We start from the raw sequence: 18,766 nt of genomic DNA, 5'->3' as shown, positions 1-18,766 counted from the left end.
AGGTTATGTCAGTTTGTAACATCACACCGCGGGCAGGTCAGCTCGCCCGGGCAGTCAGACTGGCCCTTCTGAGCGCCGCACTTGTCGCAAGCGACAGTGCTCTGGCGGAAGATTCCGAAAAAAACGTCGAGTTTGATCCTGTTTTCCTGCAGGGATTTGGCGGCACCAACAATGACCTGAGCCGCTTCTCGGCCGGATCCAGCGCCACCCCAGGCCGCTATCAGGTCTCCGTTTACCTGGGCGAGGAGTATCTCTCGCTGCAGGAAGTTACTTTTCACCAGACGGAAAAAGGCGTCATACCCTGCCTGTCACCTGAGCTGCTGGCCGCGATTGCCTTCAATGATTCACAGCTGCCTGAGCCTATGCGCCAGGCATTAAATCAGCCTCAGCCCTGCAGTGACCTGTCGGCACTTCTGCCCGACGCCAGAGCGACCTTCGACAGCAACGAGCAGCGACTGACACTGTCTATTCCCCAGCGTTACCTGCGCCAGAATGCCCGTGGCGAGGTTGACCCCCTCCTCTGGGACCGCGGCATAAATAGCGGGTTTTTAAGCTATGGTCTTAACGCGTGGCAGAACAGCTATCGCGGCAGCAGCGACAACTCGCTGTATGCCAGTCTTAATTCGGGGTTGAATATTGAGGGCTGGTACCTGCGTCATAACGGTATCTGGAACCGCGGTTTAGGACAAGACGGTTATGCCGCATTAAATACTTACGTTCAGCGTGACATTACCCCTCTGCGAAGCCGTCTGCTTGCAGGCCAGTCGAATACGTCTGGCGTGCTTTTTGACACGCTGCCGTTTACCGGCGTGCAGATAAGCTCGGATGAAAGGATGCTGCCAGCCTCACAGCGCGGCTACGCACCTGATATTCGCGGCATCGCGCGCACAAACGCCCGTGTTACCGTTCGTCAGGGGGGAAATGTTATCTATGAAACCACGGTCTCTCCCGGTGAATTTCTGATAAATGACCTTTATCCGACCGGTTACGGTGGAGACCTTCAGATTACGGTAACGGAGGCTGACGGCACTCTGCAGCAGTTCAGCGTCCCTTATGCTGCGGTCGCACAGCTGTTACGGCCGGGTAATGCGCAGTTCTCACTGACCGCGGGTCGCTTGCGCAGTGAGCTGGTTGATGATCACCCTGCACTTTTTCAGGGAACTCTCCAGTACGGGTTATCTAACACGCTGACCGGCTACAGCGGCCTGCAGCTGAGTGAAAACTATTACGCCATTCTTGCAGGTGCGGCCGTTTCGACGCCTGCCGGTGCCGTAGCCGCAGACGTGATTCAGGCCGCAACGCAGTTCGGTAAAAATGGCAGCAGCATGAGTGGCCAGAGCTATCGCCTCAGCTGGAACAAAACCCTGACGGATACCGGCAGCAACCTGTCGCTGGCGACGTACCGCTTCTCAACCTCAGGATACATGGATTTCCTGACGGCGATGCAGTCGCGACAGGCCGTTGAGCGCGGCACAGACATTAATCGCCTCTACCGGGCAAAGAACCGTGCAACCCTGACCGCGTCTCAGGCGCTGCCTGAAAATTTTGGCCAGTTTTATGTCAGCGGGTCAGTGCAGAACTACTGGAATCAGCCGGGTAGCGACGTGCAATACCAGCTTGGTTACAACAGTCAGTATAAATCAGTCAGCTGGGGTCTGAGCGCCGGCCGCGCGAAGACAAGAACGGGGTCACAGCAGACTACCTATCTGCTATCCATGAGTTTCCCGCTGGGCCGATCAGACGGCGGCCACCAGCCTTATGTGCGTATGGACTGGAATCGCGACAGCAACGGCGGCAACGTGCAGCAGGCCACCCTGTCAGGGAATTTGGGGAGCAGCAACCAGTATGGCTACAGTGCAACGGCAAGTCATGACGTGCGCGGTGGGGACAGCGGTTCACTTAACGGACAATATCGCTCACCCGTCACCAGCCTTAATGGGGGCATCTCAAAGGGCGCAGGCTATCGCAGCACCTCACTGGGTGCATCCGGCACGTTTGTTGCTCACGCTGGCGGCGTGACGCTATCGCCTTACACCGGCGAAACCATGGCTCTGGTTGAGGCAAAAGGCGCGAAAGGCGCTCAGGTGTCTGGCTATCCGGGTATCGAGATAGATAGCTTCGGTTATGCGGCCGTACCGTATCTCAACCCCTATCAGTTTAACGATATTCAGATTGATCCAAAAAACGCCCCTGAAGATATCGAGCTGGAAAACACACAGCAACGCGTTGCTCCCTGGGCCGGTGCCGTAGTGAAGGTTAACTTCAATAGCCAGAGAGGCACGCCGCTGTTAATCAGCGGAAGCTTCAAAGGGCAACCGCTTCCCTTTGGTGCTGACGTAAAGAACTCACGCGGAGAGCATGTGGGCAACGTTGGCCAGGGTGGGCAGTTGTATGCCCGCGTGAAAGAGGAAAGTGGCAGCCTGACGGTGAGCTGGGCAGAAGGTGCTCTGGGTAAATGTTTGCTGCAGTACCGTATTCCGGCCAGTAAAGGCAAAAAGCCGGGCGTCCTGAATGAAACAACAGGCATCTGCAAATAATTTAGCGGATAGCCCGCAGGAGTTAAGAAATGAAATTTACTGAAAAAGCCGACAAGAACAAGATAAAGAATATTTTTTCATACGGGATAGCGCTGTCTCTCGGGCTGCTGGCCTGCGAAGCTAATGCTGACGACTGTGACTTTGCCACGGGACAGGGTCCACTGGAGCATACCGTCCAATTAACGACGCCGAACATTACGGTAGGCGCCGACGTACCTGTAGATACAGTCATTCACCGGCAGCGGATAACAACAGCCGGAAGCAGGACGCCTTACCTTAGCTGCCACACAACTAATTCTGCACTGCCCTTTGATATTGAACAGTATGTACACGTTACGAACACACCAGGACTGGTCCCCGGCTGGGGAGGAAAGTACGCGGGCAAGCTTTATGTTACGTCTGTGCCGGGTATCGGCGTGGCGGTAGTAAATGATGATGGCACATCGGCAAGCGTAGGGCAGCCGCTCGACTTTACCCCTCTATTTAAATGGTCGTATCCGTCAACACAGTTCGGCGCAGCTCCGGTGATGATCCGCAATAATTTTAGGCTGGATTTCGTCAAGACCGGTCCAATTGCCGGCGGTCGTATAAACGGTGCCCAGTTGCCAACGGTTGTTCTCGACGTTAAAGGCTCAAGAAGCGTAACTGGACTGCCAAGAGAGACCTATCGGGAAGATTTCAGCGGGTCAATTAACGTGATCGCAGGTACGTGTAAAACGCCTGACGTGACAGTTCCTCTGGGCAGTTACAGCATGGACAAATATTTTAACGGAAGTGTGAAAACCACTCCGTGGAAGCCCTTTAATATTACCCTGACGGGCTGCCCGGCTTTTTATGGCACTTACACGGATTTGAGTAATTCGCCAGGTTACAGCGTAGGCGGTGCCCAGACGCCGGGTCTTCGTGGGCTGAACCGGTTCGTGATGAATATTTCACCCACCTTCGGCGCAATCGATGCGCTGCAGGGGATTATTAAACTTGATGGTGCGGCTGATAGCGCCAGAGGAATTGGTATTCAGCTGGCAACTGGAGATGCTTCAGATATTTCACCGGTTCCATACAATCTTAACAATCCGTATGAGACCACAGTCGATAGTGTGGCACCGGGTACACACACGATACCTATGCAAGCACGCTACTATCAGACCGAGTCTCGGGTAACTCCTGGCTCGGCCAATAGCAAGGCAGTTTTTACCATAAACTATCACTGATTCCAGAAAGCGGAATCTGCACGATACAGCTAGTACAGCTTATAAAAAGGCAGAATCAATAGGGTTCAAAAAGATCATGATAATAAAAAAATTGAAATGGCTGGTGGTTTATGAAATGTCTGATATTTCTAATCTACTAAATTACAGTAGCGGTTTGATGTCGATCTGGAAAACTTCTGGACACTAATGCGAACTGTAATCTGAATAAGATAGCAAATAGGAAGTGCGAAGAGACTGGACCGCGCAATAGTGGGCGAGGGCGCTATCCATAGATCCATAAGCTTCGTACGCGCAGATATTACCTGAGCTTTAAGAAAAGTGAGCCTGAGAGATCCCGTATAGGTGCGGACCTCTCTGGTGCGGTTTCTCTGTGCGAAATGCTCACTTTTCTGTAGGTATCCGAAATGAATGAACTGACATTTAACAATCACAGTGTCGTGCCATTTGATAACGGTGACGGGAAAATCTGGTTCACAGCTGATCACCTCGCTGAATTGCTAGGATACAACGATGCAAAACAGGTAAACAAAATCTATCAGCGTCATGAAGATGAGCTTACAGGCAGCATTAAAACGCGAACCAAAGTGACGAAGAATGGAATAAACAACAGCTTAGGTGCTCTGTGCCAGGCCTCATAGCCGGGCGGTCCTAAAACGGGGGCCGGATTAAGCGTCAGGACACCGGTGGTCACTGTGACCACTCGTAACAAAATCAGCGAGTTACTCATTAATCTTCTGGCTGCCAGCTCTCGTAAGCCAGACAAAGTGACGGTCCCGAACAAATCAGAGGCTTAGGCTGTGTTTGAAAGTTCGCCCCTACTGAGAAGTCATTGCAACAGCCCGAAGGTTTTGCACTATTTGGGTAAAACCCTTTCGGGCCTGACTTTCATTTTTGAACCGACCACCAGCCTGTTGATGGTCGGTCACTGTAACCGGCAGGACGGGGAAAGATGAGCGGGTCCTCCCGGCGGGGTACCCTGTCCACGAGGCGGCGGCCCCGCAGAAAACGGCTAGTTTTGCGATTTTCATAGGGACACCACCACGTGTCGTAACCAATTGAATTTATGAGTTAAATCGGCTTTTGAGGTGTCCATTCCGCCAAAAACAGGGACAGGTGGGTAGCGGTTAATTACATGATATTAAAAAGGAAATCTGTAACTGAGCTGAGGCGAGGAGGTGGGGATTATACGACACCATTTAAAATATGTAGGTGAAGCTTGAAAATCATAACGCTCCGGCCCATTTTTGGCACCTCTGGATGCAGAAAGGAAATCTGTAACTGAGCTGAGGCGAGGAGGTGGGGATTATACGACACCATTTAAAATATGTAGGTGAAGCTTGAAAATCATAACGCTCCGGCCCATTTTTGGCACCTCTGGATGCAGAATTTTAAGTAAAGTATGACCATGATGGCCAAAGTGACGAAGAATGGAATAAAAAACAGTTTACGTAGCATGTCGATCAGGCTGTATTCTCCTCATAGTACTTATTTCATTCGAAATGTGCTGATGATGAACTCTGTCGGTGGGGTGGGCAGGTCGGCAGCCCCGAATGGTTTAAATCACAATGTAAACACCGCAATTATCTGTTGCTGAAAAGTGAGGAGGGGTTAAGGAGGATAAGTGGCTGCTTGCTTATACGTGGCAGGCCTGACGTTATTAATCGCACATGAAAGCTCATGTCGAACGTCCGCTTTGTGCCAGAAGCGAACATTCTACACATTCTGATAATGTGGCTAAAATCGGTATACCACTACATGTTAGAGTAATAGTAAGGATGCATGGGGAATGTTATATAGTGTTCGTAGCAATAATGTGATTAATTTTCGTGGCTGAGGATGCATTTCCGCTTGGTGGCCCAAGCGGAAATATTGTGTTCCTAGAGAAATTCTCCTGCCACGGCAAAATCTTGTCGATCACTACAGTTCAACCAACCGTATTAAGGGAATCATCATGGCAACTCAAGAAGATGGCAGCCAACCAAAAAGTGATATGGCCACCATGCCTGTAGTGCTGGCAACAGCAGAAGATTTCGCCACTTTTAACTTTAATTCATTGTTGCCACAAACGGTCTCTTATGATTATCGTGAGTTATATCGTCAGTTTGAAGCATTGGCAAAATCCTCCGAAGAGGCTCATAAACGTGTCTATGAGTTGCTAAAGTCGATTTGTTCATTTCATTTTAGAGCGGATGATCCTCTCCAACCATGGGGGCCATTATGGAGTGGTCCAAATGGTCGCTCTTACATACCTAGCGACTTCCGTGGTCAACAAAATGATGTTCTTTCGAGCATAGTCATTCAAATTGAAAACAAACTACTTAGAGCCCGGGTAGCAGATATAATTTGGAGTAATGATAAAAGTAAAAAAGACGCGGCAACAATAGCAATTAATAGCTACTGTGAACTCATAGGCATATATAGTGACCATATTTGCGACGTGAATTCTTATAGAGTTCTTAATCATATAGGAAAGCTTGAACAATTCTTAAGACGTGCGTTTGATATAGTTTCATTGACACAAAAGAAAAAGACACTTCCAAGAAATGTACAATATGCATTTGATATTGTGTATGCAAAGGCATTAGAGCTTAAATTATATATAATATTTGAACGAGTAGCGCGGCATGGGGCAAATAGGAAAGCCATTGATTGGGGGGTTGTTGCCAAGGACGCTAAGAAACTAGCAAGTGAAGCAGAAATCCATTCATATCCAGAGGGTGTCAAAAAAATTTTTTATTTGGCGGCAAATGCATTTGAAAAAAGCGGGGATAATAATTCCAAGCGGGAGTGCCAGGAGAATGCAGTAGAGCAAACACTTAGGATGAGAGACCATGTCAGTCAGGCTTCCGCAAAGGCATACTGGACAAGTATTGCGATAGGAGAACTGCGTTCTATAGGTGGGAATAAAGAGCGAGTAGCAGCCCTTATTGCCGAGTTGCGTGACTTACAGATGTCATCATGCGATGAATTTGCAACATTCACAACTCCCATAATTGCCGATGAAGCAAGAGAAGAAACATCTAAAATTTACTCAGATCTCCCCCTCTCAGCTTGTTTGTATGAATTTACCATAGCCCCATATCTTATTTCCAAGAGCGAACTATGTCAGCACGCTGATTCTGTTCGAAAGGAAAGTTTTTTTAGTAATTTCATAGGTGCTGTTTATACTGATATAGAAGGTAAGGTCTATGCCAAAACTCCTGCAGCTTCCATTGATGAAAATCCCCCAGAAGAATGGTACAAGTCTCAGCATATAAAAAATCTTGATTTATACTATCATTACTTCGTTTCAAGTTATGTAGATCCTGTTCGTTATTGTTTATCGTCCAGATTTTCAATAGAAGAGCGTCATTTCGAATATATTGTCTCATTAAGCCCATTCGTCCCGCGTGGTCATGAACATATATTTGCGTTAGGCTTCTCTCGTTTTTTTCAGGGTGATTATGCTTCTGCGACTTACCTTCTTGTTCCTCAACTTGAAAACTCAATACGGTTTTATATGCATACGCTAAACCGTGAGACCTCTAAATTAGATAATGAACTCCTTCAGGAAGATCGTTCTTTATCTGGAATGCTTGAAAACCTGCGCCCTGAGCTAGAGCAGGTATTTGGTAAGGATTTGATAAATATCATTGATTTACTCTTCAATTACAAACCCGGCCCATCTCTGCGCCATGAAATAGCGCATGGGAAATTGCCTGCGGGTGGATGTTTTAGCGCTTCAGCTATTTATGCTTGCTGGTTGATTTATCGTCTTGTCTGTTGGCCTTTGTTAGATTGCTGGGATGAACATATAGCACCGTCTGTAGAGGAAAACTAAAATTTGTAAGCTTTATGACATATAACTCCTGATTACTTGCAGCAGGAACAACGCGAAGGAGAACTTCCGCTTCTCGCTCAAAGCGGACACTGCATTTGCTCAGCAGCTTTATGCCACAGGTGACCTGAGCATTACGTAGCTTTAAGGCTGAAACAGCTTGGCGTGACGAGAGTGGCTAAAGATGGGGTGGGAGATTGCTACTTTGATCTACTTCTGAACGGTATCCTATAAGTATCCTGGAAAACCAGCTTAACTGTAGCTTCTGAGGTAAGTCGTTGATAATTTGGTGGCCCCTGCTGGGTTTGAACCAGCGACCAAGCGATTATGAGTCGCCTGCTCTAACCACTGAGCTAAGGGGCCAGCGGAGCGGGGATTATAAAGTATCTCGGTGGGGCGATCCAGCGTTGCGCAATCGGTTGGTGAAAATTCCCGCAATCACTGAGTCCTTGATCTCACAGCAAAAAATCCCGCAACCCTGACAGATGCGCGCAATAAGCGCCCACTGCTGTCGCGTTTTTGAGACAAGGCTTGCTGCTGCCTTGTCTCAGGATGCGCAGGTTCAGCGATAGCGCGTGGCGGGCTTATTCAGCGAGATAAACGGCAGGATGGCGCCGCGCGCCTGCTCAAAGCTTTGCCACAGGCCCATATCTTCCACCGAAGGGATAGTGATCGCTTCGCCGTCATCCAGACCGCGCAGCGCGGCGGCGACTAAATCGTCTACCTCCATCACCATCTCTGCCGGCAGGTCATCCACCGAGCGCCCGGTGCGCTGAAAGATTTCGGTGCGCGTCAGGCCCGGCAGCAGCGCCTGCACGCGTACGTTGTGGCCCGCCAGCTCACGCTGCATATTCCGCGTCAGCGAGAGCACAAAAGCTTTCGTCGCATTGTAGGCCCCGTTTGCCTGTTCGTTGACCAGCGCCAGTACCGACGCCACGTTCACGATAGTGCCCGCGTTGCGGCTGCGGAAAACCTGTGCGGCCGTGTGAGAGAGCTGCGTCAGCGCCACCACGTTCAGTGTCAGCATGGTTTGTGTCTGGTCGATGCTGGCGTCGATAAACTCGCCTTCCACCGTCATGCCCGCATTGTTGATCAGAGTGGTAATACGCGTATTGTTTCGCAGCTCGCTATCAATACGCGCCAGATCCTCATGGCGCGTCAGATCCGCAGCCAGCACGCTGACTTCCACGCCGTGCGCTTCGTGCAGCGACTGCGCCAGCGCGCTCAGACGTGCAGCATCGCGCGCCACCAGAATCAGGTCGTTGCCGCGTGCGGCCAGCTGTTTAGCGTAAGTTGCGCCGATACCGCTGGAAGCGCCGGTGATTAAAGCCAGTTGGTGTGACATGGAAAAGCCCTCTGTATGATGGTCGTCATATTGGCGTGCTGATAATATGACGACCATCATATCTATCGTCAAGCTGGAATATGACGATCGTAATAATTACACTGATTGCCATTAACGATGAGCAGGGTAACAACCGATGGAAAAGCTAAGCCATAAGGCGCGCACGCGGCAGCGCATTCTGGAGGAAGCGGCGGTGGTGATGCGCGAATGCGGCACCGAAGGTATTGGCGTGGCAGCGCTGATGAAGCGCGTCGGCCTGACGCACGGTGGATTTTATGCGCACTTTGCCTCGCGTGAAGCGCTGGTCGAAGCGGTGATTAATGAGATGTTTGCCGACTCGGCGCAGCGTTTTGCCGCCGTGCTGGCGATTGAGGATCCGGCTGAACGGCTGAACCAGTGGATCGATCGCTATCTGTCGGACCAGCACTGTGGCGCGCCGGGCGAGGGCTGTCCGATACCGGCGCTGGTCAGCGAAGTGGCGCATTTACCGCCGGATGCGCGGGCGCTGTTTTCGGCGAAGCGCGAAGCGGTGCGGCGTCAGCTGGTACAGGCGCTGCAGCAGCTGGGACATGCGCAGGCGGAGAGCATCGCCAGCAGCATGCAGGCCGAAATGGTCGGTGCGCTGGCGCTGGCGCGCGCCTGCACCGATGAAGCGGAAGCGCGCCAGATGCTGGAGGTGACGCGTCAGGCAGTCAAACTGCGCGCCGGGCTGGTGACAGCATGAGCGATCACGACATCCGCGACATCATCGCACCCGATTTGCAGGTGCTGTTTTGCGGCATCAATCCGGGCAAATCCTCGGCGCATACCGGCTTTCACTTTGCGCATCCCGGCAACCGCTTCTGGAAGGTGATTCATCAGGCCGGATTTACCCGCGAACAGCTGCTGCCGGAGCAGGAACAGCGGCTGCTGGAGACCGGCTGCGGCATCACCATGCTGGTAGAGCGCCCCACCATGCTGGCCAGCGAGCTGGCGGGCGCGGAGCTGCGCGACGGCGGTGCGCGTCTGCAGGAAAAGGTGCTGCGCTTTCAGCCGCGCGCGCTGGCCGTGCTGGGTAAGGATGCGTTTCAGAAGGCGTTTCGTCAGCGCAACGTGGCATGGGGCGAGCAGCCGCAGTTGCTGGGCGAAACCCGCTTATGGGTGCTGCCCAATCCCAGCGGATTAAACCGCGCTTCGCTGGAGGAGATGGTCGCTGCTTATCGCCAGCTTCATGATTGGTTACAGAATAAGGCGTGAGCTGGCTCTGTTTCATCAGGTAATAACGTTGTTCATCGTTTTGTTTCTGGCTACACCGGATGCTCCACGCAAAAAAAGGAGCAGGGAGATGAAGCAACGCACCATGGTTCTGGCGGCACTGCTGCTGGCGGCGCAACCGGGCGTCCAGGCCGCAACGCTGAAGGTATTCAGTTCCGGCGGTATGTACCCGGTAATTGAAAGCCTGAAGCAGGATTATCAGCAGCAGAGCGGTGACAGCATTGAGCTGGAAGCGGCGCCGTCGATGGGTGACACGCCGCAGGCGATTCCTAATCGCCTCAAACGCCATGAAAGCGCCGATGTGCTGGTGATGGTGGATTACGCCATCAAGCCGCTGGAGCAGGCGAAATGGGTGGATAGCGCCAGCCATCAGGTGCTGGCGCACTCGTACATCGCCATGGCGGTGAAGCAGGGCACTACGCCGCCGGATATCAGTACCGTCGCGAAGTTCAAACAGGTACTGACCGCCGCCTCAAGCATCGCCGTGTCTGACAGCGCCAGCGGCAAATATATTCAGAGCAAGATGCTGGATAAGCTGCAGCTGGGGCCGAAAACGGCGGCGAAGATCACCGTAATTCCGGCCACGCCGGTGGGTGAGGCGGTCGCGCAGGGCAAAGCCGAGCTGGGCTTCCAGCAGAACAGCGAGCTGAAGGCGGTGAAAGGCATCACCATTGTGGGATTGATTCCGCCGGCGGCACAGCAGGATACGCTGTACGGTGCGGTAATCACGCGCAGCAGCCAGCAGCAGCAGGCCGCGGCGAAGTTCGTGAAATACCTGCAGAGCGACAAGGCGCGCAGCGTGATGCAGGAGAAAGGGCTGACGCCATACTGAAGACAATAAAAAACCCCGGCTAGCCGGGGTTTTTACTGACCAGGACGATTAATCGTCGAGGAAGCTACGCAACACTTCCGAGCGGCTCGGATGGCGCAGTTTACGCAGCGCTTTGGCTTCAATCTGACGGATACGCTCACGCGTTACGTCAAACTGTTTGCCCACCTCTTCCAGCGTGTGGTCGGTATTCATATCGATACCGAAACGCATACGCAGGACTTTGGCTTCACGCGCGGTCAGGCCAGCCAGCACATCGTGAGTGGCAGAACGCAGGCTTTCCGAAGTCGCGGAATCCAGCGGCAGCTCCAGCGTGGTGTCTTCGATAAAGTCGCCCAGATGCGAATCTTCATCATCACCAATCGGCGTCTCCATGGAGATCGGCTCTTTAGCGATTTTCAGCACCTTACGGATTTTATCTTCCGGCATCAGCATACGCTCAGCCAGCTCTTCCGGCGTTGGCTCGCGGCCCATCTCCTGCAGCATCTGGCGCGAAATACGGTTGAGTTTGTTAATGGTCTCAATCATATGTACCGGAATACGGATGGTACGCGCCTGGTCGGCGATGGAACGGGTGATAGCCTGACGGATCCACCAGGTGGCGTAAGTTGAGAACTTATAGCCACGGCGATATTCAAACTTATCCACCGCTTTCATCAGACCGATGTTGCCTTCCTGAATCAGGTCGAGGAACTGCAGGCCACGGTTGGTGTACTTCTTGGCGATGGAGATCACCAGACGCAGGTTAGCCTCAACCATCTCTTTCTTCGCACGACGCGCTTTGGCTTCGCCGATCGACATACGACGGTTGATGTCTTTCACCTGCTCAATGGTCAGGCCGGTCTCTTCTTCAATCTGCAGCAGTTTCTGCAGCGAACGCATGACGTCTTCTTCCACTTCCTGCAGTTTTTCCGACCACGGTTTGTTCATGGCCAGTGCCGCTTTGAACCAGCTCTCACTGGTTTCATTACCGGTAAACAGGGTGATGAAGTTTTTCTTCGGCATTTTGCACAGTTCAACACACAGCTTCATGATCAGGCGCTCTTGCGTGCGCACGCGCTCCATCATTTCACGCATGTTGTTCACCAGGTAGTCGAACTGCTTCGGTACCAGGCGGAACTGTTTAAACACTTCAGAGAGATTATTAATCTCGGCCACGGCGTCCGCATGGCTGCGGCCTTTGGCTTTGATCACGTTGCGCGTGGTTTCGTACTGCGTACGCAGGTCGTTAAACTTCTCGCGCGCCAGTTCCGGATCGATAGAGTTATCGTCGTCGGAGCTGTCGTCGTCGCTCTCTTCGTCTTCCTCTTCGTCGTCGTCGCGGTCTTCTTCTGACAGCTCAGAACCAACGTGGGTCGCGGTTGGCGCCAGATCTTCCTCGGCGTTCGGATCGACGAAACCGGTGATCAGGTCAGACAGGCGTGACTCGCCCGCTTCAACGCGATCGTACTGATCGAGCAGGTAGGTGATTGCTTCCGGGTATTCGGCGACAGAGCATTGCACCTGGTTGATACCGTCTTCGATACGCTTGGCGATGTCGATTTCGCCTTCGCGCGTCAGCAGTTCAACGGTACCCATTTCACGCATGTACATGCGTACCGGGTCGGTGGTACGGCCAATTTCAGATTCAACGCTGGATAATACCTGAGCGGCAGCTTCCGCGGCATCTTCGTCAGTATCGGTGCTGTTTTCATTCAGCATCAGATCATCGGCATCCGGGGCTTCTTCCACCACCTGAATACCCATATCGTTGATCATTTGGATGATGTCTTCGATCTGATCGGAGTCGACGATATCTTCCGGCAGATGGTCATTGACCTCAGCATAGGTCAGATAGCCCTGCTCCTTACCACGGGTGACAAGCAGCTTAAGCTGTGACTGCGGGTTTTGCTCCATAAGACGGTATCCACACTTCTGTTAATTAGATTGGTGTCGGTCGGCAGCGAGCCAACTATAACAGTGAAGGCGTTGTATTTTTGCCGCTGCCTTCAACGCGGCCAGGGCTTTGGCCCATCGTAAATCGGCACTTAAGCCGCTTAATATTCTGTCCGGCGCTAACTCACTTGCCATTTTCAATGCTGGCAGTGCCTGCAATCCTTACGTACGCCAGTACGCTCCGGTTGCTGCGCGCTGGCAGCCTTGAAACTGACAGCGACGTTAACGCCTCTGGTACGTATGCATTGCTTCCGGTTTCGCTTACAGCGTCCATAAACCAGAAACATCAGGCAAGAACGGTGGCGTTATCAGCCTTCATCATTCTGACCCGGTAAAATCTTATTTTTTGGCTAGTGCCTGGCTTAATGCCCAGAATTCACGGCGTTCGGCGGCGCTCAGGCCTTCAGTCCGGTCGCGCGCAATCAGTGCTTCGAGGCGCTGCTCCAGCGCAGCATCATAGATGCTTGCCAGCGAGTCCTGGAACACTTCTTCCGCTTCGTCATCTACGATCATGTGGTTCCAGGTGGCCAGTGTTTCAAGGGGCTGGCTAAATTCTGTCCCGCGATATAACTCTAGTAGCTGTCCGGTGGTCAGGCCAGGATTCTCAGTACAACGGCGGACTAACTCCACAAACAGTGGCAATCCCGCTAATTTAGACTGCTCCAGCCCGTCTAGGGCAGGCACGATGGCGGCAAATTGCGGATTCTGCACCAGCAACGCAATCAGCACGCGCATGGTGGTGCGTTTCATCGGCGGCGCCACCGGCGCGGTACCGCTTTCCGCCTGCTTCGGCATCAGCTTGTCTAACTGGTTATCGTCCAGAATGCCGAGTTTATTACCCAGCGTCTGACGCATATAAATCCGCAGCGTTTCACCCGGAATCTGGCTAATCAGCGGCAGCGCCAGCGTCGCCAGCTTGGTACGGCCGTCGCGCGTACTCAGATCCACCTGCGGCATCAGGCTGTCGAACAGAAACGTGGAGAGCGGCATGGCCTGCTCCATCCGCGCTTCGAACGCTGCTTTGCCCTCTTTACGCACCAGGGTATCCGGGTCTTCGCCGTCGGGCAAAAACATAAAGCGTAGCTGACGACCGTCATTCATGTAAGGCAATGCGGTTTCCAGCGCACGCCATGCAGCTTCACGACCGGCGCGGTCGCCGTCGTAGCAGCAGATCACGTTATCGGTCGAGCGGAACAAAAGCTGGATATGTTCCGCTGTGGTCGAGGTGCCCAGCGAGGCGACAGCATAATCAATGCCGAACTGCGCCAGCGCAACCACGTCCATATAGCCTTCCACCACCAGCAGACGCGCCGGTTGCGGATGATTTTTTTGCGCTTCATACAGGCCGTACAGCTGGCGGCCTTTATGGAAAATCGGCGTTTCCGGTGAGTTCAGGTACTTGGGCGTATCGTTGCCCAGCACGCGGCCACCAAAACCAATCACGCGTCCGCGTTTGTCGCGAATCGGAAACATCACGCGATCGCGGAAACGATCGTAGGTGCGGCCGCTGTCATTACTGACCAGCATGCCCGCTTCCATCAGCGATTCACGATCTTCTTTCTGCTGACCGAAACGCTTCAGCACGTTGTCCCAGCCGGCTGGCGCATAGCCAATGGCAAAGTGATCGATCACCTGCTGGCTCAGCCCGCGTGTGGCAAGATACTGTTGTGCTGATTTCGCCTGCGGATTGCGCAGGCTCTGCTGATAAAAGCTGTCTAAACCTTCCAGCAGCTGATACAGGCTCTGGCGCTGGTGGCGCTCCATCGGGCTCGGACCGTTGCCCGCTTCGTACGGCACTTCTAAGCCGTGCTGCGTGGCAAGTTCCTCTACGCTCTCGACGAAATCCAGACGATCGTGATTCATCAGGAAGTCGATGGCGTTGCCTTTGGCACCACAGCCAAAGCAGTAGTAGAACTGCTTCTCACCACTTACGGTGAAAGAGGGGGTTTTTTCGTTATGGAAAGGACAGCACGCGTGATAGTTCTTACCCTGCTTTTTCAGCTTAACGCGGGCATCGATAAGATCCACGATGTCCGTGCGGGCAAGTAAATCATTGATAAATACGCGTGGAATTCGTCCAGCCATAAGCCCCGGTTTTTCAGCTCATAAACGGCAACAAGCCGCGCTTCCTTTCGGAAAGCACGGCCTCTTACTTGACTCTGTCTGCGTTTAACACGCGGCGGAAGCGAACTTCCGAAAAGAAATTAGTACAGACGAGTGCGGCGTGCGTTTTCGCGAGCCAGTTTCTTGGCGTGACGCTTAACAGCAGACGCTTTAGCGCGCTTACGTTCAGTCGTTGGTTTTTCATAGAACTCACGACGACGAACTTCAGCCAGAACGCCTGCTTTCTCGCAGGAACGCTTGAAGCGACGCAGTGCTACGTCGAATGGCTCGTTTTCACGTACTTTAATTACCGGCATGTAACTCTCACCTCGATAAAATTCGGTTTTTGCTGCTGACTGCGGCGCCAGCACTTTTCAAAATGGTGCAGCATTTTACTCCAGGCGCGGCTGGCTTGTAAAGCACCATGGACAATTTAGAACCAACAGGAGCGTTTGCCTGTGCGGCTGCCGGTTTTTTCAGGCCGTGGAGTATAGCGCACTCTTTGCGCGACAGAAAAACACTTTTTCGCGTGCGGAAGGGGGCAGGCGTCAGCCGGCCTGTGCTACACTGCGCGCCGCAAGAAGAGGGTGATAAAGCTATGCGAGTTCTGGGTATTGAAACGTCCTGCGATGAAACCGGCATCGCGATTTATGACGATGCGTCCGGTCTGCTGGCGAATCAATTATATAGCCAGGTAAAATTACATGCCGATTACGGCGGCGTGGTGCCGGAACTGGCCTCGCGCGATCACGTGCGGAAAACCGTGCCGCTGATCCAGGCCGCGCTGAAACAGGCGGGCTTACAGGCCGGAGAGATTGACGCCGTGGCGTATACCGCCGGTCCCGGCCTGGTCGGTGCACTGCTGGTTGGCGCCACCATTGGCCGTGCGCTGGCGTTCGCCTGGAACGTGCCGGCGGTGCCGGTGCATCACATGGAAGGCCATCTGCTGGCGCCGATGCTGGAAGACAACCCACCGGCATTCCCGTTCGTGGCACTGCTGGTCTCCGGCGGCCACACGCAGCTGATCAGCGTCACCGGCATTGGTGAATATACGCTGCTGGGTGAATCGATTGACGATGCCGCCGGGGAAGCGTTCGATAAAACCGCCAAGCTGCTGGGGCTGGATTATCCGGGCGGTCCGATGCTGTCGCGCATGGCGCAGCAAGGCACGCCGGATCGCTTTAAGTTCCCGCGTCCGATGACCGATCGTCCGGGGCTGGACTTCAGCTTCTCCGGCCTGAAAACCTTCGCGGCGAATACCATTCGCGAACATGACGGTGACGAACAGGCGCGCGCCGATATCGCCCGCGCCTTTGAAGATGCGGTAGTAGACACGCTGATGATCAAATGCAAGCGTGCGCTGGAGCAGACCGGCTTCAAACGCCTGGTGATTGCCGGCGGCGTGAGCGCCAACCGCACGCTGCGTGAACGCATGGCAACCATGATGAGCGCGCGCGGCGGCGAGGTATTTTATGCCCGTCCGGAGTTCTGCACCGACAACGGCGCAATGATTGCCTATGCCGGCATGGTGCGGCTGAAAGGCGGCACGCGCGGTGAGCTGGGCGTCAGCGTACGGCCACGCTGGCCGCTGGCGGAATTACCGGCCATCTGATGATAAAAAACCGGCTGCGCGCCGGTTTTTTTATTTCTTCTTTTTACGCTTCCACACGCGGTTTTCCTGACCGCGCCACAGGCGCTGAATATTGTCGTGATGGCGCAGCAAAATCAGGCATGACAGCATCGACACCGGAAAGGTGAACTGCGGCTTAAACCACCAGACATAAAACGGGGCAATCAACGCGCTGACGATCGCGCCCAGCGATGAGTAGCCGCTGAGCAGCACCGTCAGCAGCCAGGTGCCGGTCATCAGGCCGGTCAGGTCCCAGCCAATCGGCGCGATGGCCCCAAACGCGGTGGCCACACCTTTGCCGCCGCGAAAGCGGAAAAACACCGGATAGATATGGCCGAGGCAGGCGGCGATGGCCGTGAGGCCAAGATACATCGGCGTGACGTGCAGCCACCAGGCGATCCATACCGGCACCATTCCCTTCGCCACGTCGAAAATCAGTACCGCGGCAGCAGCGGCTTTACCGCCAATACGTAACACGTTGGTGGCGCCTGGATTGCCAGAGCCTGCGCTGCGGGGATCGGGTAAACCAGCGAGTTTACAAACCAGGATCGCACTGGAAATCGAGCCGCAAAGATACGCGAAAATAATCATACCAAGCGCGATAGCACTCATAGCTTCGTACCGTTCCTTTTGGGTCGTTTTGTTCTCGATAAGCGTGGATAATACGCATAATCCGCCGGAAGTGGTATCCGGCTAAGCCAAAAACAGAGAGTGACATCATGGATATCGTATTTATAGAACAACTCACCGTGTTCACCACCATTGGCGTTTACGACTGGGAACAGGGCATGCAGCAGAAGCTGGTGCTCGATGTCGAAATGGCGTGGGACAACCGGCAGGCGGCGGTGAGCGACGATGTGAACCACTGTCTGAGCTACGCCGATGTCACCGAAGCGATCCTCCGTCATCTGCAGGGGCAGCGTTTTGCGCTGGTCGAACGGGTGGCAGAAGAAATCGCCGATCTGTTGATGAATCGTTTCAAAACGCCCGGAGTACGCGTGAAGGTAGGTAAACCGGGGGCTGTCGCCCAGGCGGCGAGCGTGGGCGTGAGAATTGAGCGCGGGACTATTCCTAAATAAATCCTGCGTGATTGCCATCACAATGAAACCAAACCAAATTATGGTGTGTCTCAGTGGAGGCCGCTGCGCTGATGAAGGGGAAGTGACCGAAATCCTTAAGGTTTCCTTCAGCAAGGTGCAGGCATAATTTCAGGCGGTAGCGGTGCGCGACCGCCTTTTTACTGTTTAAAACGGATAGAGGGTAAAATTTGATGGCAGACATTCATCAGCTATGGGTAGCTGCAATCCTGGGGGTTGTGGAAGGCCTGACGGAGTTCCTGCCGGTCTCATCCACAGGCCACATGATTATTGTTGGCCATTTGCTGGGGTTCGAGGGTGAGAAGGCGGAAACCTTTGAAGTGGTGATCCAGCTGGGCTCCATCCTCGCCGTAGTCGTGATGTTCTGGCGCCGGCTGTTTGGCCTGATCGGCATTCACTTCGGCCAGGAGCGCCACGAAGGCGTCGGCAGCGGAAAACTGACGCTGATTCACATTCTGCTGGGTATGGTGCCGGCGGTGGTGATTGGCCTGGTGCTGCATGACCAGATTAAAACCCTGTTTAACCCGATCAACGTGATGTACGCGCTGGTGGTGGGCGGTGTGCTGCTGCTGGCGGCGGAATATCTCAAGCCAAAGCAGCCGAAAGCGGTGGGTATCGATGACATCACCTATCGCCAGGCGTTTATGATTGGCTGCTTCCAGTGTCTGGCGCTGTGGCCGGGCTTCTCGCGTTCCGGCGCCACCATCTCCGGCGGTATGCTGATGGGCGTCAGCCGCTATGCGGCGTCCGAGTTTTCCTTCATCCTCGCGGTACCGATGATGATCGGTGCTACCGGACTCGATCTCTACAAGAGCATGGGCTTCCTGACGATGCAGGATTTCCCGATGTTTGCCGTAGGCTTTGTGACCGCCTTTATTGTCGCGCTGCTGGCGATCAAAGTATTTCTTGAGCTGATCAAACGTATCTCGTTTGTGTCGTTTGCCATCTACCGCTTTATCGTCGCGGCAGCGGTTTACGCCATCTTTATGTGATGCGCGAGGCGCGGCC

General features: G+C 53.6%; 15 protein-coding genes and 1 tRNA gene. 10 read left to right on the top strand and 6 right to left on the bottom strand.

Annotated features, from left to right (window positions below; genetic code table 11):
• Positions 1 to 5 precede the first annotated feature (5 nt).
• From F3I21_RS17595 to F3I21_RS17580, 4 genes are all read left to right on the top strand, one after another.
• A complete protein-coding gene (locus F3I21_RS17595; protein WP_150059434.1) occupies positions 6 to 2,537 on the top strand; it encodes a fimbria/pilus outer membrane usher protein in 2,532 nt (843 codons plus the stop codon).
• A gap of 29 nt (positions 2,538 to 2,566) precedes the next feature.
• Positions 2,567 to 3,748: a fimbrial protein gene (locus F3I21_RS17590; protein WP_150059433.1), complete on the top strand. Its 1,182-nt coding sequence runs from the start codon at positions 2,567 to 2,569 to the stop codon at positions 3,746 to 3,748.
• Between the two features lie 404 nt (positions 3,749 to 4,152).
• The gene (locus tag F3I21_RS17585; protein WP_058771494.1) at positions 4,153 to 4,386 is read left to right on the top strand and encodes a hypothetical protein; all 234 of its coding nucleotides are present in this window, start codon (positions 4,153 to 4,155) and stop codon (positions 4,384 to 4,386) included.
• A gap of 1,313 nt (positions 4,387 to 5,699) precedes the next feature.
• Positions 5,700 to 7,568, top strand: a complete 1,869-nt coding sequence (locus tag F3I21_RS17580; RefSeq protein WP_150059432.1) for a DUF4209 domain-containing protein — start codon at positions 5,700 to 5,702, stop codon at positions 7,566 to 7,568.
• A gap of 284 nt (positions 7,569 to 7,852) precedes the next feature.
• On the opposite strand, the gene F3I21_RS17575 is transcribed toward F3I21_RS17580, so the two are convergent.
• Positions 7,853 to 7,928, bottom strand: a tRNA-Ile gene (locus F3I21_RS17575).
• A 199-nt stretch (positions 7,929 to 8,127) separates the two neighbouring features.
• Positions 8,128 to 8,910 carry an SDR family oxidoreductase gene (locus F3I21_RS17570; protein ID WP_150059431.1) on the bottom strand — a complete coding sequence of 261 codons (783 nt, stop codon included), beginning with the start codon at positions 8,908 to 8,910 and terminating at the stop codon, positions 8,128 to 8,130.
• Between the two features lie 136 nt (positions 8,911 to 9,046).
• Here F3I21_RS17570 and F3I21_RS17565 point away from each other — a divergent pair, with 136 nt between their 5' ends.
• The 3 genes from F3I21_RS17565 to F3I21_RS17555 all read left to right on the top strand — a co-directional run bounded on the left by F3I21_RS17565 (position 9,047) and on the right by F3I21_RS17555 (position 10,996).
• The gene (locus F3I21_RS17565) at positions 9,047 to 9,634 is read left to right on the top strand and encodes a TetR/AcrR family transcriptional regulator (protein WP_150059430.1); all 588 of its coding nucleotides are present in this window, start codon (positions 9,047 to 9,049) and stop codon (positions 9,632 to 9,634) included.
• Positions 9,631 to 10,146, top strand: coding sequence for a G/U mismatch-specific DNA glycosylase (mug, locus tag F3I21_RS17560; protein ID WP_150059429.1), 516 nt, complete (start codon positions 9,631 to 9,633; stop codon positions 10,144 to 10,146). The genes F3I21_RS17565 and mug overlap by 4 nt, the downstream gene beginning before the upstream one ends.
• 88 nt (positions 10,147 to 10,234) lie before the next feature.
• Positions 10,235 to 10,996: a substrate-binding domain-containing protein gene (locus F3I21_RS17555; RefSeq protein ID WP_190286108.1), complete on the top strand. Its 762-nt coding sequence runs from the start codon at positions 10,235 to 10,237 to the stop codon at positions 10,994 to 10,996.
• A gap of 48 nt (positions 10,997 to 11,044) precedes the next feature.
• Here F3I21_RS17555 and rpoD read toward each other — a convergent pair whose 3' ends face one another.
• The 3 genes from rpoD to rpsU form a co-directional block, all read right to left on the bottom strand.
• Entirely contained in the window at positions 11,045 to 12,889 is a 1,845-nt protein-coding gene (gene rpoD, locus F3I21_RS17550) for an RNA polymerase sigma factor RpoD (RefSeq protein ID WP_058759769.1), read from the bottom strand.
• Positions 12,890 to 13,267: 378 nt separating this feature from the next.
• On the bottom strand, positions 13,268 to 15,013 hold the full coding sequence (gene dnaG, locus F3I21_RS17545; protein ID WP_021509629.1) for a DNA primase: 1,746 nt from the start codon (positions 15,011 to 15,013) through the stop codon (positions 13,268 to 13,270).
• 119 nt (positions 15,014 to 15,132) lie between these two features.
• A complete protein-coding gene (gene rpsU / locus F3I21_RS17540; protein WP_001144069.1) occupies positions 15,133 to 15,348 on the bottom strand; it encodes a 30S ribosomal protein S21 in 216 nt (71 codons plus the stop codon).
• A 281-nt stretch (positions 15,349 to 15,629) separates the two neighbouring features.
• Between rpsU and tsaD the strand changes: the two genes are divergently transcribed.
• Positions 15,630 to 16,643: a tRNA (adenosine(37)-N6)-threonylcarbamoyltransferase complex transferase subunit TsaD gene (gene tsaD / locus F3I21_RS17535; protein ID WP_031280133.1), complete on the top strand. Its 1,014-nt coding sequence runs from the start codon at positions 15,630 to 15,632 to the stop codon at positions 16,641 to 16,643.
• 30 nt (positions 16,644 to 16,673) lie between these two features.
• Here the strand turns inward: tsaD and plsY are convergent, their stop codons facing one another.
• A complete protein-coding gene (plsY, locus tag F3I21_RS17530) occupies positions 16,674 to 17,273 on the bottom strand; it encodes a glycerol-3-phosphate 1-O-acyltransferase PlsY (protein WP_021509626.1) in 600 nt (199 codons plus the stop codon).
• 107 nt (positions 17,274 to 17,380) lie between these two features.
• Here plsY and folB point away from each other — a divergent pair, with 107 nt between their 5' ends.
• On the top strand, positions 17,381 to 17,740 hold the full coding sequence (gene folB, locus F3I21_RS17525) for a bifunctional dihydroneopterin aldolase/7,8-dihydroneopterin epimerase (protein WP_150059427.1): 360 nt from the start codon (positions 17,381 to 17,383) through the stop codon (positions 17,738 to 17,740).
• A gap of 191 nt (positions 17,741 to 17,931) precedes the next feature.
• On the top strand, positions 17,932 to 18,750 hold the full coding sequence (bacA, locus tag F3I21_RS17515; protein ID WP_031280132.1) for an undecaprenyl-diphosphate phosphatase: 819 nt from the start codon (positions 17,932 to 17,934) through the stop codon (positions 18,748 to 18,750).
• Positions 18,751 to 18,766: the final 16 nt, after the last annotated feature.

It is taken from the genome of Pantoea sp. B_9 (assembly GCF_008632015.1).
Taxonomy (GTDB): Bacteria; Pseudomonadota; Gammaproteobacteria; order Enterobacterales; family Enterobacteriaceae; genus Pantoea; species Pantoea dispersa.
This window is presented reverse-complemented; position numbering and strand designations above follow the sequence as displayed.